Here is a 14,124-nt window from a genome sequence, read left to right as displayed (position 1 = left end):
CACTATGGAAGTTCGCGTTGCCAACGTGCGCAAGGAGTTTGACCGGTTTCCGGCGCTTCACGACGTGTCGCTCGACATCAAGTCGGGCGAACTGATCGCGTTGCTGGGACCGTCCGGTTCCGGCAAGACGACGCTGCTCAGGCTGATTGCCGGGCTGGAGCGGCCGACACGGGGAAAGATATTCTTCGGCGACGAGGACGCCTCGCACAAGTCCATCCAGGAGCGCAATGTCGGCTTTGTCTTCCAGCACTATGCGCTGTTCCGGCACATGACGGTGGCGGACAATATCGGCTTCGGCCTGAAGGTCCGGCACGGACCGTCGCGCCCGCCGGCGCAGGAGATCCGCCGTCGCGCCTCCGAGCTTCTGGACCTCGTCCAGCTTTCAGGACTCGAAAAGCGCTATCCGGCGCAGCTCTCCGGCGGCCAGAGGCAGCGCGTGGCGCTAGCCCGCGCCATGGCGATCGAGCCCAAGGTGCTGCTGCTCGACGAGCCGTTCGGCGCGCTTGACGCGCAAGTGCGCCGGGAATTGCGCCGCTGGCTGCGCGAAATCCATGACGCCACCGGCCACACCACCGTCTTCGTCACCCACGACCAGGAAGAGGCGCTGGAGCTTGCCGACCGCGTCGTCGTGATGAGCCAGGGCCGCATCGAGCAGGTCGGCACCGCCGACGATATCTACGACACGCCGAACTCGCCCTTCGTCTACGGCTTCATCGGTGAATCGAGCTCGCTTCCCGTCAAGGTCGAGAATGGCGAAATCTGGCTCGCCGACCGTCCGATCGGGCTTGCCGCGCCCAACGAGCCCTCGGGCGATGCGACGCTCTACTTCCGCCCGCACGATGTCGAATTGCTGGACGGCTGCAGCGGCTGCATCGCCGGCACGGTCGCCGCCAGCCGGCGCGTCGCCGGCACGCGCCGGGTCGAGCTTGAGATAGGCGGAGAGCGCCAGCGGGTCGAAATCGAACTGCCGGTCGATCACCCCGCGGCGCAGAAAAGCCGGGTGGCGTTCCGCCCCGGACGCTGGAAGCTTTTTCCGGCGGCTTGATCCTCTGGTCTATGGCTACGCCAGCCAGTTCTCGACCTTCAGGCCCCTGATCCGGTTGAACTCTCCCGTGTTGGCGGTCACCAGCGTGGTGCCCAATGCACAGGCATGAGCGGCGATAAAAAGATCGTTGTGGCCAATGGTCTGGCCCGCGGCTTCAAGCTCGGCGCGAAGTCCGCCATACTCGGCATCCACCGGCACATCGAGCGGCAAGACAGGAATCTCGGCCAGCAAGTCTTCAACCTTCTTGAACAGCTTGGCCGATCCCTTCTTGGCGCAGCCATATCGCAATTCCGAGGCGACCACGATGCTGGTGCAAACGGCGTCATCTCCCTCGCGCGACATTGCCCTCGCGGCCTTGCCAGCCGGGTTTCGGATCATGTCGCTGATAATGTTCGTATCCAGCATGAACCGCATCTAGAAAATGTCCTCGGATTTGACTGGCGTGTCGTAGATCTCGGGGAAGTCATCTTCAGGATCGAGCGGCGGCTCTTTCGCCCACTGGGCGAGCAACGCGGTGAGGCCAGGTTTGCGAACCGGCTCGATGACAAGACGATCGCCTTCCCGGCTGATCAGGACTTTTTCGCCGGGAAGCTCGAACTCGACAGGAATGCGCACCGCCTGGCTGCGGTTGTTGCGAAACAGCTTCGCCTCCTTGGGCGGCGTTGTTGAATGTCGGCTCTGGGGCATGTTGCAGCTCTTTTGTATATGCCTTTTGTATATGCCATGCAGCGCCGCAAAACAAGGCGCAGAAAAACTCCGACGAAGGTAGCATTCTCCTGGAACAGAATTCCAACATTCATCGACTTAGGCGACATATTTTCCTACGATGAGGCCACGAACCTACGGCGCATGCCTCGTCGCACACCACGCACCCCGGCTATGGTCCCACCATAAATTGCATCGGAGCCTGTTTCATGAGACGATTTTTCCTCGGGCTTGCCACCGTCGCAAGCCTGTTCCTTGCATCCTCCCAAGCCTGGTCGGCCGACAAACTGCTCAATGCGTCCTATGACGTCGGCCGCGAACTGTTCGTGCAGGTGAACAAGGCCTTCATCGCGCAGCATCCGGGCGTCACGGTCGATCAGTCGCATGCCGGCACTTCGGCGCAGGCGCGTGCCATCGCCGAGGGCCTTGGCGCCGATGTCGTTACCTTCAACCAGGTCACCGACATCGACTTCCTGGTCAAGAAGGATCTCGTCTCGGCCGACTGGCAGAAGGATTTTCCCGACAACGCCTCGCCCTTCTATTCGCTGCCGTCCTTCCTGGTACGCGCTGGCAATCCCAAGCATATCAAGGACTGGAACGATCTCGTGCGCGACGACGTGCAGGTGATTTTCCCCAATCCGAAAACCTCCGGCAATGCGCGCTACACCTATCTGGCGGCCACCGCCTACGCCAAGGAAGCCTTCAAGGGCGACGAGGCCAAGGTGAAGGAGTTCATCACCAAGCTTTTCAACAACGTGCCGATTTTCGACACCGGCGGCCGCGCCGCGACCACCACCTTCGTGCAGCGCGAGATCGGTGATGTGCTGATCACCTTCGAGTCGGAGACGCGCGGCATCCGCAAGGAGTATGGCGACGGCAAATTCGAGCAGGTCACTCCGACGGTCAGCCTGCTGGCCGAATTCCCCGTCGCGATCGTCGACAAGGTTGCCGACGAGCACGGCACGCGCGATCTGGCCAAGACCTATCTCGACTTCCTCTACACGCCGGAGGGCCAGGACATCGCCGCCCGCAACGGCCTCAGAGCCCGCGACGCCGCTGTGGCGGCAAAATACAAGGCCGATTTCCCCGATATCCGGCTGCTGACGGTGGAAGACGTCTTCGGCGGCTGGGACAAAGTGCAGAAAGCGCATTTCGCCGCTGGCGGCCTGCTCGACCAGACCTACGGCAGCCGCTGAAGGCCGCGATATCTGCGCAGTTGACGGAAAAGCCGGCGCCCTGCCGGCTTTTTTCGTTTTGAACGCCGAAAACCTGGTTATCAGCGGAATATCCGCCTTCTCAGTGCAAAACGTTACAAAGAATCAACGCGTTTGTGCCTAACTGCAATCCGGCGGCTTGTTTTCGCGAAACATCATCGCGCGGCGAAAACGTCATTATTTGCACACAAACAGTCGCCAGATGCGAGTGGTTGGGGCTTCAATGGGTTGATCTGGGCATGCTGACGAAAAAAGGCAAATACGGCCTCAAGGCCCTAGTGCATCTGTCCGGCCTGCCGGCCGGCCAATTGGCTTTCGTCAATGACATCGCGGTGGCCAACAACATCCCGAAGAAATTCCTCGATGCCATCCTTGGCGAGTTGCGCAATGCCGGCTTCGTTCAGAGCCGCAAGGGCAAGGAAGGCGGCTATCGCCTCGCCCGGCCGGCCTCCGAAATCAAGATCGGCCACGTCGTGCGCGTGCTTGATGGGCCGCTGGCGCCGATCCCTTGCGCCAGCCGCACGCAGTATCAGCGCTGCGAGGATTGCGACGAGGCGACCTGCCAGGTCCGCCACATGATGCTGGAGGTGCGGCAGGCGATCGCCGAAGTGCTGGACAATCGCAGCCTTGCCGCCATGCGCGACGCCGACAATGACGATTTCCCGGTTGAACTGACGTCGCAGATATAAACCACTGCAAGCTGACCGCGCTCAGACAGATGTGAGATTCGTGCGTTGAAGGAGGGAGTTCTCCGAATCTCGGGTTTCGAAGCTCGAAATCACGGAAAACCCCATGCAGTTTTGGCCTACCCGTTCACATTTGACGCAGCCTCGAATACAGCGCGTGCGGACGTCGTACCCGCTACATGCTCCGTACCCGCCACACCGAGGTCCATCCATCCTGCATTCACGGCCTCGTACATTTCTTCGGCAGGTCCGCTGTGGCCCCTCGGGATGCCGAATTGTTCGAGCGCTTCCGCCCACCCTGCACGCGGGATTGCAAAGGCTTTCACGTCGAGGTTCAGGACTTCACCCAACTGCTCCGCGACTTCATCCGCGCTGACCATCGAACCAAGCTCGACGATGCGCTGCCCTGACCACGTTGGCCCGGTCAAAAGCGTTGCGAATTCCGCGCCGATGTCGTTCGTCGCGACCATGGTCGATTTCCGGTTTGTCGGATTGTAGAAAGCCGGCAGCGTTCCGCCCTGCGCGACCTGCAACCCGAAAAGAAAATTCTCGAAGAATCCGCCTGCGCGCACAAAAGCAACTGGCGATCTCAGGTCGCGAAAACCTTGCTCCAGAAGGGACAAGGCCGCGATCACCCCGTGCCCGCTGGTTCTGTTCGCGCCCATCGACGAAAGCGCAACCACTCGCGGCGGCGCTGCCTTGGTGAGCGCCTCGACATAGCTTGCAATCACGCCCTTTGCTTCCTTGTAATCGGGCGACGGCGCCCAGACAGGGGGCAGCATGACGAACGCGCCTTCGACGCCTTCGAGCGCCCGCTCGATGGCTGCCGAATCATTCCAATCGCCGTCAACCAGCTCCACGCCCCGGTTCGCCCAGCTCAACGCTTTCTCACGGTCGCGGACCAGCGCGCGCACCTTTTTGCCTTGCGCTAGCAAATGCCTTGCCGTCGCGCCGCCCACGTTTCCCGTGATTCCCATTACTAAGAACATGTGTTTTCTCCTGATGTTGAGGGACAGAACTGCCCCTGTTGGTTCAATGGATGAGCGGCAGAATGGCCCGGATACGGGGATCGCGCAGATAGAGGCCGCCCCAGGTCATCGCGCCTAAAAGCAGGGAAATGATTTCCGGCGGCGATCCCAACTCACCGATGCGGAGATGGGCGCAGATGGCACCTCCCAAAAAGCCCGTCACCAGGATCGCGCCGAGGACGGCGGTGACCGGGATGGCGTAGAGGATGGCGCAGGCGAGGATGATCGGACCCACGACGCGCGTCAGATCCATCGCGAACCCGGTTTCCTGCAACATGCTCGCGACCCGTGCCGGCGCGAAAAGCTGAACAGTGCCGTCTGTCATCAAAGCGATAACGACAAACGCGCTCATTATCCGGCCGGCCCACAGGGCGCGATGCAAGGTCATAGTTTCAGGTGTCTGATGCGGGTTCACAGTTTCGGACACTTGTCATTCTCCGATGGGGAGATCCCATATTCGAAGCTTACTGTGCCTCTCAGGCGTGATAAACACCGAGGAAATGAACCGACTGTTCTCTTTTTGGGGAACAATACCGGGGCACGAAAATACAAAATCTCGAACCCATCCTCATTTTCATAACGGTAGCGGAAATGGGGAGCTTCACCCGCGCAGCCGACAGCCTTGGCATCCAAAAGGGGAGAGCCTCAACGGCGGTCCGGAAGCTGGAAGAAGATCTCGGTGTCAGGCTCCTGCACCGGACGACGCGCAGCGTGCGGTTGACGGAAGACGGACGTGCATTTCATGCCCGTGCCCGCGATCTGCTCGCTGAAGTCGATGATCTGCACTCGATGTTCGCAGGCGATCGCGTGGCACTTCGCGGGCGTTTGCGAGTCGACCTTCCGACCGAAGTGGCGCGCACAACGATCGTGCCGGCCTTGCCGGATTTCATGGCGGCGCACCCCCAATTGGAGCTGGAGGTGTCGAGTACGGACCGGCAAGTCGATCTGGTTCAAGAGGGGTTCGATTGTGTATTGCGGCTTGGACCCATTCGCGACGAAACGCTGATCGCCCGCCCGTTGGGCCTGTTGCGCATGGCCAACGCTGCCAGTCCCGCCTATCTGGCGCGCCATGGCGTCCCTCGGTCGCTGGAAGATCTCCAGCGTCAGGAACATAGGACAATTCACTTTTCGACGGTGCTGGGCGCGAGACCCTATGGATGGGAATATCCGGACGGCGACAGCTACGCGACGCTTCAGTTGCCAGGTGCGCTGCACGTCAACAGCGCGCAGACCTACGAAGCCGCCGCCCTCGCCGGCCTTGGTGTGATTCAGGCGCCACTTTTGGGCATTGGCCGATACTTGGAGAGTGGAGCGCTTGTCGAAATCATACCCGATTTTCGTCGACGGGCGCTCGCCGTATCCCTCGTCGTTGCACATCGGAGCAATCTGTCGCGCCGAGTCCGCGCGTTCATGAAATGGATCGAAGATGTGCTGACGCCGTATATGGAATAGCGACTGCCGGTCAGCGATCAGCGGTCCGGCGTCGCGGGCGCCAGCTCGCGCTGCACGAAAGAGCTGATAATCCTCTTGTGTCGGATGCCGATGACGTAAGCAACGCGCCTGGCCCAGATATAGGGCAACCGGAATTTGCAGAAATCTTGAGCGCGGACACGACCTTGCACGGCCCAAGCCGACGCAGTAAAGCGGGGGTCGAAGAACGGGCTGGACCGATGAGGCTGTGGTGGTTCGCAAAATCCCGCAAGGCCGCCCGCAAGCTGCCATCGGCAGCCAGTTTCCGCACTGAAATCATCGCCGACGTCTTCGTCCCGGAACGGGCGGAGGACGTCCGCTTCTTCAGCCGCAAGCTGGTTCACCCCGGCCGGCTTCGCCGTTTTTCCAACAAGGACCTTCGGGAAGGCCTGCTGTCCGTCTTCTATCTCGTGGTGGCAGCGGCGCTGCCGGTGCGCTGGTGGGCGCCGATCTGCGGCCGCATATCGAGGGTTCGCCTCAAGCGCCATATGCGCAAGGAATTCCCGGCCTACGCGGCCGCGACACGCGCGGTGCTTGGCGATGGCATCGATACATGCAAGCTGTTCGAGGGATTGCTGGCGGCGCGCCATCGGCGCCGCCTGCAACTTGCCGCACATCTGGTGGCTGGCCGCTGGTCGCCGACGATCCGGCTGGAGGGGCTGGAGGGGCTGCGGTCGGCCTTGCAGCGCGGCCACGGCGCCATCCTCTGGTGCGATCAATTCACCGCCCAGACCATCATCGGCAAGCGCGCGCTATACGAGGCCGGTGTCGAGGCGCATCAGGTGAGCGTCAACACCCACGGTATTTCCGAAAGCGCGTTCGGCCTGCGTTTCCTCAACCCGCCGCTAGTCAATGTCGAAAACCGGTTCCTGAAAAGCCGGGTCGTCTTTGATCGCGACGACGCCTATCAGGTCACCATCCGCATCCAGAAGATCCTGAAGCAGAATGGCGTGGTGACGATGACCAACACCGTCCATGCCGGCACGACTTTCACCGAGGCAGCCATGGGCGAAAGCGGCTGGACGCATCTCGCCTCGGCGCCGGCGAATTTTGCCGCCAGGGGCCGAACCGCCCTGTTTGCCATGTCGACCTTCGAAGTGGTTCCCTTCATTGAGTACCAGGCCGTGCTCAGCCCCGAGTTGACGCCGGAGGCGTCTGTCACCCCGGCAAAGGACACCGCCAGGGATGGCGCCAAGAACATGGCTGTGCAGGCGCACTACATCCTGCTCAAGCGCGACCGCCTGCTGGAAGCGCTGAGGCTCTACCCCGAGCAGATGCTGACGTGGTCCCGCCGGCAGCGGCTGACCGAGGCCCAGGACGGCACCGAAATCGGCACAGATGAAGGCTCATGACCGGCGTATCAGGCGGACCGCGGCAGCGACGAGCTCACCGACCGGGCGTGTGGCATCGAGTGTCGAGGCGCGCTCTTCCGCAGCCGGCGGCTCGAGGATGGCGAACTGGCTGTCGACCAGGCTTGCCGGCATGAAATGGCCCTTGCGGCTGCCGACACGCTGCCTGGCCGTGGCAGGGTCGATCTTCAAATAGAGGAAGACGATTTCCGGGCAGAAGCCGCTCAACCGGTCGCGGTAGCTGCGCTTCAGTGCCGAGCAGGCGGCAATCACGCCCTGTCCGCTGCCCACAGACTCCGCGATGCGCTCGCCGATCGCGTCGAGCCAGCCTTCGCGCAGTTGATCGGTAAGCGGTTCGCCGCTTGCCATGCGTGCGACGTTTTCCGGCGGGTGCAGCCTGTCGCCCTCGATGAAGGTAACGCCCAGCGCGGCCGCCAGCGCAATACCGACGGCCGACTTACCGCAGCCGGCGACGCCCATCACCACGATGGCCGGCACCGAGCCGGGGGCGCTCGTCGGCGCCTGTGCTGCCGCTCCGTCCACGGTCAGCGGCTTGCCGGCGCGCGGCCGTAGAGCAGCAGCATGGCGACAATGACGACGCCATAGATGATCTGCCGCCCCGCCTCCGGCATCTGCATGACGGAGAGGATGGACTGCAGCAGCGTGATGAGGATGACACCGGCGACAGTGCCGAGATAAGAGCCGCGCCCGCCCAGGATCGAGGTGCCGCCAAGCACCACCGCGGCGATCGACGGCAGCAGATAAGCGTCGCCCATCGACTGCGCCGCCTTGGAGGCATAGCCAGCCAGAAGCACGCCGCCGAAAGCCGAGAGCCCGCCGGAGACGGCGAAGGCGACCATCACCACGCGCCGCGTATCGATGCCGGAGAGATACGCCGCGCGTTCGCGGTTGCCGATGCCGTAGACGGTGCGGCCGAAGCTGGTACGGGTCAGCACGAACACCATCGCGGCTCCGATCAGCGCCCAGATGATGACCGCGTTGGGCACGCCCGGAATGGCGAAGCCGGTCGCCAGGTAGCGCATCGCGCCCGTTGCCGAATCCTGCGGCGAGAAGCCGCCGGTGTAGACCACCATCAGCCCTTGCGCGACAGCGTTGGTGGCCAATGTGATGATCATCGAGGGGATGCGCAGATAGGCGACGCCGATGCCGTTGACGACGCCGATCAGCATGCCGCAGAAAATACCGAACGGAATGGCCAGCGCCACGCCGACCGGGCCGTACGCCGCCGCAGCGCAGGCCATCATGGCGCCCGCCGCCACCGCCCATGGCACCGACAGGTCGATCTGACCGAGCAGGATGACCAGCATCATGCCGGTTGCGATGACGCCGAGGAACGAAGCCACCTTGAGCTGCTGCAGAAGATATTCAGGCGACAGGAAGCTTCTGGAATAGAGGCTGCCCAGGAACAGCAAGAGAACGATGCAGGCAAAGGCCGTCAGCACCGCCGGATCGGCGCGGCGGATGAATCTGGGCATGCGGCCGGCAATACCGCCAAGCGTCGTTTCGCTCACAGGAACCACTCCAGCCGGTTGCGGACCCGAAACAGGGCGAAGGCGCCGAGGCTGACGGCGACCAGCAGGATAACGCCCTGGAACAGCGGCTGCCAGAGCGGATCGAAATCGAAGACGAACAACAGGTCGCCGATGGTGCGGAAGGCCAGCGCGCCGAAGATGGCGCCGATGGCGCTGCCCTTGCCGCCGAACAGCGAGACGCCGCCGAGCACCACGGCTGCGATCGAAAACAGCGTGTAGGAGTTGCCGCTGGCATAGGCCGCCTCGCCCGTATAGGTGAAGAAAGTCAGGAACAGTCCGCCGATCGCCGCCAGCAGGCCGGCCAGCGTGTAGGCGGCGAACTTGCCGCGCCGGATCGGCACGCCGGACATGTAGGCCGCCGTCTCCGATGAGCCTGCCGCGTAGGCGGCGCGGCCGAGCACCGAGCGGCTGAACGGCACCCAGATCACCAGCACGACGGCCAGCAGCACGAGGAGACTTGCCGGTACCACGCCGAACACGCGGCCGGTCAGCGCATCGGCCAGATCCTCATTGACCGAGCCGCCCGGAAATGGCCGCAGCAAAAGGCCGATGCCGTAATAGACGGCGCCAGTGGCAATGGTGGCGACGATCGGCTGCAGCCGGCCATAGATGACGATGGCGCCGTTGATCGCGCCGCACAGCAGCCCCACCGCCAGCACGGCGATGACACCGAGCGTCGTCTGCATCGGCGTGCCGACCACCAGCCAGGAGGCGAGGCAGTTGGTGAGCAGGAAGATCATACCGACGGACAAGTCGATGCCGGCGGTGATCACCACCAGCGTCTGCGCCATGGCGACAAAGGCGAGCAGCACGCCCTTGTTCGACGCCGTCTGCACGACATTGGCGGTGAAGCCCGCCGGATGGTTTGAGGTGTAGATGACGAACATGACGATGAAGATGCCGAGCGCCAGCAGAGTTCCGCGCTGCTCGGCCAGCCAGTAGCGCCAATCTTTCACGCGCTTGCTCCCAGGCCCACCGGGCTCTCCTCGCCATGGATGTTGAGCGCGCTTGATATCAGCGCCCGCTCGGTGATCTCGGCACCGACCAACTCGCGCTTGACCGCCCCGTCATAGAGCACCAGCACGCGATCGCAGCAGCCGATCAGTTCATCATAGTCGGTCGAGTAGAACAGGATCGCAGCACCCGCGTCGGCCAGTTTGCGCATCAGCTGGTACAGCTCCTGCTTGGTGCCGACGTCGATGCCGCGCGTCGGATCGTTGAGCAGGATGATGCGCGGCTGGCGCATCAGCCATTTGGCGATGACCACTTTCTGCTGGTTGCCGCCCGAAAGCGCGCCGACCGGAATGTCGAGGCCTGCCGTCTTGATCGCCAAAAGGCCGACCATGTCGTCGATCAGCCGCTGCTCGGCGGCGCGATCGATGATGCCGGCTTTCGACAGCCGGTCGAGCGCCGCGAAGGACAGGTTCTCGCGCACCGTCATCGGCAGCATCAGGCCTTCGGTCTTGCGGTCCTCGGGGATGAGCGCCATGCCGATGCCGTCGTCGCGCGCAACGGATGGGCTGGTGATCGACACCGGCTTGCCGTCGATCAGGATCTGGCCGCTGAGGCCCCGCAGCACGCCGAAGAAGGCGAGCAGCAATTCGCGCTGGCCCTGACCGTCGAGGCCGCCAATGCCGACCACCTCACCTGCCCTGACGGTCAGCGAGATGTCGTGCAGCCGGTCGGCCCAGGAGAGCTTGCGGGCCTCTAACCTGGGGGCTGCGGTGGCAGGCACCGCCGCCGGCTTGGGCGGAAAGATATGGCTGTATTCGCGACCGATCATCAGTTCGACCACTTCGTTGTCGCTCTTTGTGCCTGCCTTGTAGCTGGCGACATTGCGGCCGTTGCGAAACACCGTGCAGTGGTCGGCAAGCTCGGCGATCTCGTTCATGCGGTGCGAGATGTAAAGCAGCGCCAGCCCTTCCGAGCGCAATCGCTTGAGCACGCTGAAGATCTTGGCAACGTCGGTCGCGGTCAGTGCCGAGGTCGCCTCGTCGAGGATCAGGATGCGCGGCTTCCTGGCCAGCGCCTTTGCGATCTCGACCATTTGGCGGCGTGACAGCGGCAGGTCCTTGACCAGCGCCAGCGGGTGGATATCGGCGGCGCCCGCGCGTGCCAGCGCCTCCTCGGCGATGCGGCGCTGCGCCTTGCGGTCGATCATGCCAAAACGCTTCGGCGGATCGGAAATGACTATGTTGTCGGCAACGCTGAGTTCGGGAACCAGCGACAGTTCCTGGAAGATGCAGACGATACCGGCCTTGTTGGCCGCGCCTGGCGAGGCGAATGTCACTTCGCGTCCATCCAGCGTCATGCGCCCTTCGTCGGGCGCGACGACGCCCGCCATAACCTTGATCAGCGTCGATTTGCCGGCGCCGTTTTCGCCGAGAATGGCGTGAATGCTGCCGGATGAGACCGAAAGCTCGGCCTTTTCCAACGCCCGCACACCACCATAGCGCTTGGATATGCCTTCCATCCGGAAGAGCGGAACCATACCGTCCATCGGCCCTCCCGAGGCACTTTTGACGACCAGGGATATCGAATGGCCGGCGCCGCGGGAGATCCCGCGGCGCCTTGTATGCTGCCTATTGGTCCGCCTTGGTCTGGCCCATGATTTCCTGCGCCGTGAAATTGATGCCGCAGGTCGGGAAGGAGTTGCCGACGAAGAAATTGTCAGACTGGTCGGGGAAGAAATCCTGACCGGCTTTGAAGTTCGGATCCTCGACAATCGCCAGCGGCAGTTTGACCGCTTGCGGAACGACATTGCCTTCGAGTGCGGCAATCGCCGTCTTGATGGCAACCGCCACCTGGGCCGGACCGGTGCCGGCCGATGAGCATTTCAGCCCGTCCGCAGCATGAGCGGCGCAGAACTTGCGGAAGCCATTCTCGGTCTCGCCGCCGAACGGCACGAAGGGATGCTTGGCATCGATCATCGCCTGCACGATGCCGGTGTCGCCACCCTGTCCGGTCACGCCGTCGAAGGGGCCGTTGGTTGCGATGGCGTCGGCCGAGGCCTTTTGCGCCACGCCGTCATCCCATTTGCCGACCACCTCGGTGACCTCCCACTTCTTCCCGGACGCGTCGAGAGCCTCATGGATGCCGTTGTGGCGGTCGGTGTCGACCGATGTCCCGGCAACGCCGCGCACTTCGAGCACCTTGCCGCCATTCGGCACATGCGTGACCAACCATTTGCCCCACAGCTCGCCAAGACCTTTCTGGTCGACGTTGACGTTGATGGCGTCCTTGGTGTCGAGAATGTTGTCGAAGGCAACCAGAATGACACCGGCTTCCTTGGCGCGCTTGATCACCGGCCCGAAAGCGGTCGGGTTCTGGGCGTTGACCACGATCGCGTCATAGCCGGAATCAATGAAGTTATTGATCGCCGAGATCTGTGCCGGCACGTCTTCTCCGGTCGAGACGACCTTGAATTCCTTCAGCTTTGCAGCAACGTCCTTCTGGGCTGCATAGGCCTTCGCAGTCTGCACCATCTGGATACGCCACGTGTTGGCGATATAGCCGTTGGCGAGCGCAATGCGGTAAGGGCCGTCCTTCTTGGGGAACTTGAAGAACTGCGTATCCGCAGCCCAGGGTGCGAAGCAATCCGGCTCGGCCGCTGGACCCTTGACGATTTCGGGGCCCGCAGCAATCGCCGACGAGCTCAACATGACGAATGCAGTGGCGGCAACGATGCCACCAACAAGTGACTTGATCATCGATATTCCTCCCAATTGCAGTTCTGTTTGTTATTTGACTTTGCGAAGTCTCGCGCGATGCCCGGCACCTCCTGCCTTGGCCACGCTTTCATTGGTCGGTGAATGGCCGACCCGGTTCCTCCCCTTGTCCCCGTCAGCAAAGCTGAAACTATCATATTATCCATAATAAACAAGTATCAGTTGTCGCTTATGTATAATAAACAGGCGTTATCTCTCCCACATGCGCCTGTCAAACAAGGATGGTAGCGCTACCAAACTGGCGTGTAAACCGGCATTCGCACAGTCGCTCCTGTGCGTTTCAACGCGCCGTGCTCTCGCGGCGCTTGAGCTCGAAACCGAGGTCGACGATCCGTTGCTCCGGTCTGTTGCCGGCGATCGCCGCCAGCGCCATGGCGACGGCACGCCGGCCGATCTCATAACGAGGGGTGCGGATGCTGGTGACTGAAGGAAACGCCACCTGCATCATGTCGAGATCATTGAAACCGACGATGCCGATTGTCTTCGGTACCGCGATCGAGGCGCGATGGCATTCGAACAAGACGCCGAGCGCGATGTCGTCATTGTTGCAGAAGACACCGTCGAGTGTCGGCACCTTGGCCAGCGCGTCGCGGAACATCTCGCGGCCAAGCGACACGCTGGACAGCACCGGCGTGGTGGTGACGAGGCGCGGGTCGAACAGGCCCGCGGCCTCCATCGCCGCGCGATAGCCGGCAAGGCGCCGCTGCGAACGCGGATCCATGCGCGCGCCGATGAAGCCGATGCGGCGATAGCCCGCCTCGATCAGATGCTCGGTCGCCGCCCTGCCGCCATCAAGATGCGAGAAGCCGACCATCATGTCGACCGGATCTGGACCGGTTTCCATGACCTGCACCACGGGGCAGCCGGCACTTTCCAGCAGCTTTCGCGAAGCCGGTGTCTGATCGATGCCGGCGACGATCAGCGCGGCTGGCCGTTGCGAACCGAACAGCTGCAGCAGCCGCTCTTCCTCAAGGCCGGAATAGTGGGTGTTGCCAAGCTGGATGCGGAACGGGCTGGCCGACAGGCTGTCATAGATGCCGCGCACCACCTCGGCGAAGACGTTGTTGGTCAGCGACGGCACCAGCACGCCGAACACCTCGGCGCGCGCCGAGGCCAGCGCCCGGGCATTCGGGTCCGGCACGTAGCCCAGTTCGTCGACGGCGGCCTGGATCTGGCGGCGCAATTCTTCGGAGACACGCCCCGGCTCGCGCAAGGCGCGCGACACGGTAATGGCGCCGACGCCGGCCTTACGCGCGACATCCGCGATGGTCGGGCGGCCGCCGCCCCGGCGCGAGCGCGGCTTGGTCAAGGACGCACTCCTGGCGACTGGCTTGTGCAGCCAAGCG

General features: G+C 62.9%; 15 protein-coding genes. 5 read left to right on the top strand and 10 right to left on the bottom strand.

Annotated elements, in window-relative coordinates; all coding sequences use genetic code 11:
* Positions 1-4: 4 nt before the first annotated feature.
* A complete protein-coding gene (locus tag EJ079_RS20395) occupies positions 5-1,045 on the top strand; it encodes a sulfate/molybdate ABC transporter ATP-binding protein (protein WP_127381770.1) in 1,041 nt (346 codons plus the stop codon).
* A 15-nt stretch (positions 1,046-1,060) separates the two neighbouring features.
* Here the strand turns inward: EJ079_RS20395 and EJ079_RS20390 are convergent, their stop codons facing one another.
* Positions 1,061-1,459, bottom strand: a complete 399-nt coding sequence (locus EJ079_RS20390) for a type II toxin-antitoxin system VapC family toxin (RefSeq protein WP_127809945.1) — start codon at positions 1,457-1,459, stop codon at positions 1,061-1,063.
* A complete protein-coding gene (locus tag EJ079_RS20385; protein WP_127271402.1) occupies positions 1,460-1,732 on the bottom strand; it encodes an antitoxin in 273 nt (90 codons plus the stop codon). It lies immediately after the preceding gene.
* Positions 1,733-1,959: 227 nt separating this feature from the next.
* On the opposite strand from EJ079_RS20385, the gene EJ079_RS20380 reads away from it, so the two are divergent.
* On the top strand, positions 1,960-2,946 hold the full coding sequence (locus EJ079_RS20380; RefSeq protein ID WP_127809944.1) for a sulfate ABC transporter substrate-binding protein: 987 nt from the start codon (positions 1,960-1,962) through the stop codon (positions 2,944-2,946).
* A 257-nt stretch (positions 2,947-3,203) separates the two neighbouring features.
* A complete protein-coding gene (locus tag EJ079_RS20375) occupies positions 3,204-3,653 on the top strand; it encodes an Rrf2 family transcriptional regulator (protein ID WP_013530871.1) in 450 nt (149 codons plus the stop codon).
* Between the two features lie 116 nt (positions 3,654-3,769).
* On the opposite strand, the gene EJ079_RS20370 is transcribed toward EJ079_RS20375, so the two are convergent.
* Positions 3,770-4,639: an NmrA family NAD(P)-binding protein gene (locus tag EJ079_RS20370; protein WP_127809943.1), complete on the bottom strand. Its 870-nt coding sequence runs from the start codon at positions 4,637-4,639 to the stop codon at positions 3,770-3,772.
* A 43-nt stretch (positions 4,640-4,682) separates the two neighbouring features.
* Complete coding sequence (locus tag EJ079_RS20365; RefSeq protein ID WP_127270225.1) at positions 4,683-5,105, bottom strand: DoxX family protein; 423 nt, start codon at positions 5,103-5,105, stop codon at positions 4,683-4,685.
* 119 nt (positions 5,106-5,224) lie between these two features.
* On the opposite strand from EJ079_RS20365, the gene EJ079_RS20360 reads away from it, so the two are divergent.
* Entirely contained in the window at positions 5,225-6,130 is a 906-nt protein-coding gene (locus tag EJ079_RS20360; RefSeq protein WP_127809942.1) for a LysR family transcriptional regulator, read from the top strand.
* Positions 6,131-6,348: 218 nt separating this feature from the next.
* Complete coding sequence (locus EJ079_RS20355; protein WP_127809941.1) at positions 6,349-7,500, top strand: hypothetical protein; 1,152 nt, start codon at positions 6,349-6,351, stop codon at positions 7,498-7,500.
* Here the strand turns inward: EJ079_RS20355 and EJ079_RS20350 are convergent.
* The 6 genes from EJ079_RS20350 to EJ079_RS20325 form a co-directional block, all read right to left on the bottom strand.
* The gene (locus EJ079_RS20350) at positions 7,495-8,040 is read right to left on the bottom strand and encodes a gluconokinase (protein WP_127809940.1); all 546 of its coding nucleotides are present in this window, start codon (positions 8,038-8,040) and stop codon (positions 7,495-7,497) included. The two genes, EJ079_RS20355 and EJ079_RS20350, sit on opposite strands and share 6 nt — an antisense overlap.
* A gap of 2 nt (positions 8,041-8,042) precedes the next feature.
* Positions 8,043-9,029 (bottom strand): ABC transporter permease, encoded by a 987-nt coding sequence (locus EJ079_RS20345; protein ID WP_127809939.1) that lies wholly within the window; start codon positions 9,027-9,029, stop codon positions 8,043-8,045.
* The gene (locus EJ079_RS20340) at positions 9,026-10,006 is read right to left on the bottom strand and encodes an ABC transporter permease (protein WP_127396019.1); all 981 of its coding nucleotides are present in this window, start codon (positions 10,004-10,006) and stop codon (positions 9,026-9,028) included. The genes EJ079_RS20345 and EJ079_RS20340 overlap by 4 nt, the downstream gene beginning before the upstream one ends.
* Positions 10,003-11,550 (bottom strand): sugar ABC transporter ATP-binding protein, encoded by a 1,548-nt coding sequence (locus tag EJ079_RS20335; protein ID WP_127396020.1) that lies wholly within the window; start codon positions 11,548-11,550, stop codon positions 10,003-10,005. The genes EJ079_RS20340 and EJ079_RS20335 overlap by 4 nt, the downstream gene beginning before the upstream one ends.
* A gap of 82 nt (positions 11,551-11,632) precedes the next feature.
* On the bottom strand, positions 11,633-12,760 hold the full coding sequence (locus EJ079_RS20330; RefSeq protein WP_127322625.1) for a sugar ABC transporter substrate-binding protein: 1,128 nt from the start codon (positions 12,758-12,760) through the stop codon (positions 11,633-11,635).
* Positions 12,761-13,058: 298 nt separating this feature from the next.
* Positions 13,059-14,087 (bottom strand): LacI family DNA-binding transcriptional regulator, encoded by a 1,029-nt coding sequence (locus tag EJ079_RS20325; protein ID WP_127809938.1) that lies wholly within the window; start codon positions 14,085-14,087, stop codon positions 13,059-13,061.
* Positions 14,088-14,124 lie beyond the last annotated feature (37 nt).

The organism is Mesorhizobium sp. M7A.F.Ce.TU.012.03.2.1 (assembly GCF_004006095.1).
In the GTDB taxonomy this organism is placed as follows: Bacteria; Pseudomonadota; Alphaproteobacteria; order Rhizobiales; family Rhizobiaceae; genus Mesorhizobium.
Note: the sequence above shows the minus strand (reverse complement) of the source record. Positions and strands in the feature narration are given on the sequence as shown.

What these genes read in the sequence shown, in the direction of transcription:
- EJ079_RS20330 (WP_127322625.1), bottom strand. Translation starts at nt 12,760, where the DNA reads ATGATCAAGTCACTTGTTGGTGGCATCGTTGCCGCCACTGCATTCGTC.
- EJ079_RS20375 (WP_013530871.1), top strand. Translation starts at nt 3,204, where the DNA reads ATGCTGACGAAAAAAGGCAAATACGGCCTCAAGGCCCTAGTGCATCTG.
- EJ079_RS20370 (WP_127809943.1), bottom strand. Translation starts at nt 4,639, where the DNA reads ATGTTCTTAGTAATGGGAATCACGGGAAACGTGGGCGGCGCGACGGCA.
- EJ079_RS20395 (WP_127381770.1), top strand. Translation starts at nt 5, where the DNA reads ATGGAAGTTCGCGTTGCCAACGTGCGCAAGGAGTTTGACCGGTTTCCG.
- EJ079_RS20380 (WP_127809944.1), top strand. Translation starts at nt 1,960, where the DNA reads ATGAGACGATTTTTCCTCGGGCTTGCCACCGTCGCAAGCCTGTTCCTT.
- EJ079_RS20355 (WP_127809941.1), top strand. Translation starts at nt 6,349, where the DNA reads ATGAGGCTGTGGTGGTTCGCAAAATCCCGCAAGGCCGCCCGCAAGCTG.
- EJ079_RS20335 (WP_127396020.1), bottom strand. Translation starts at nt 11,550, where the DNA reads ATGGACGGTATGGTTCCGCTCTTCCGGATGGAAGGCATATCCAAGCGC.
- EJ079_RS20390 (WP_127809945.1), bottom strand. Translation starts at nt 1,459, where the DNA reads ATGCGGTTCATGCTGGATACGAACATTATCAGCGACATGATCCGAAAC.
- EJ079_RS20385 (WP_127271402.1), bottom strand. Translation starts at nt 1,732, where the DNA reads ATGCCCCAGAGCCGACATTCAACAACGCCGCCCAAGGAGGCGAAGCTG.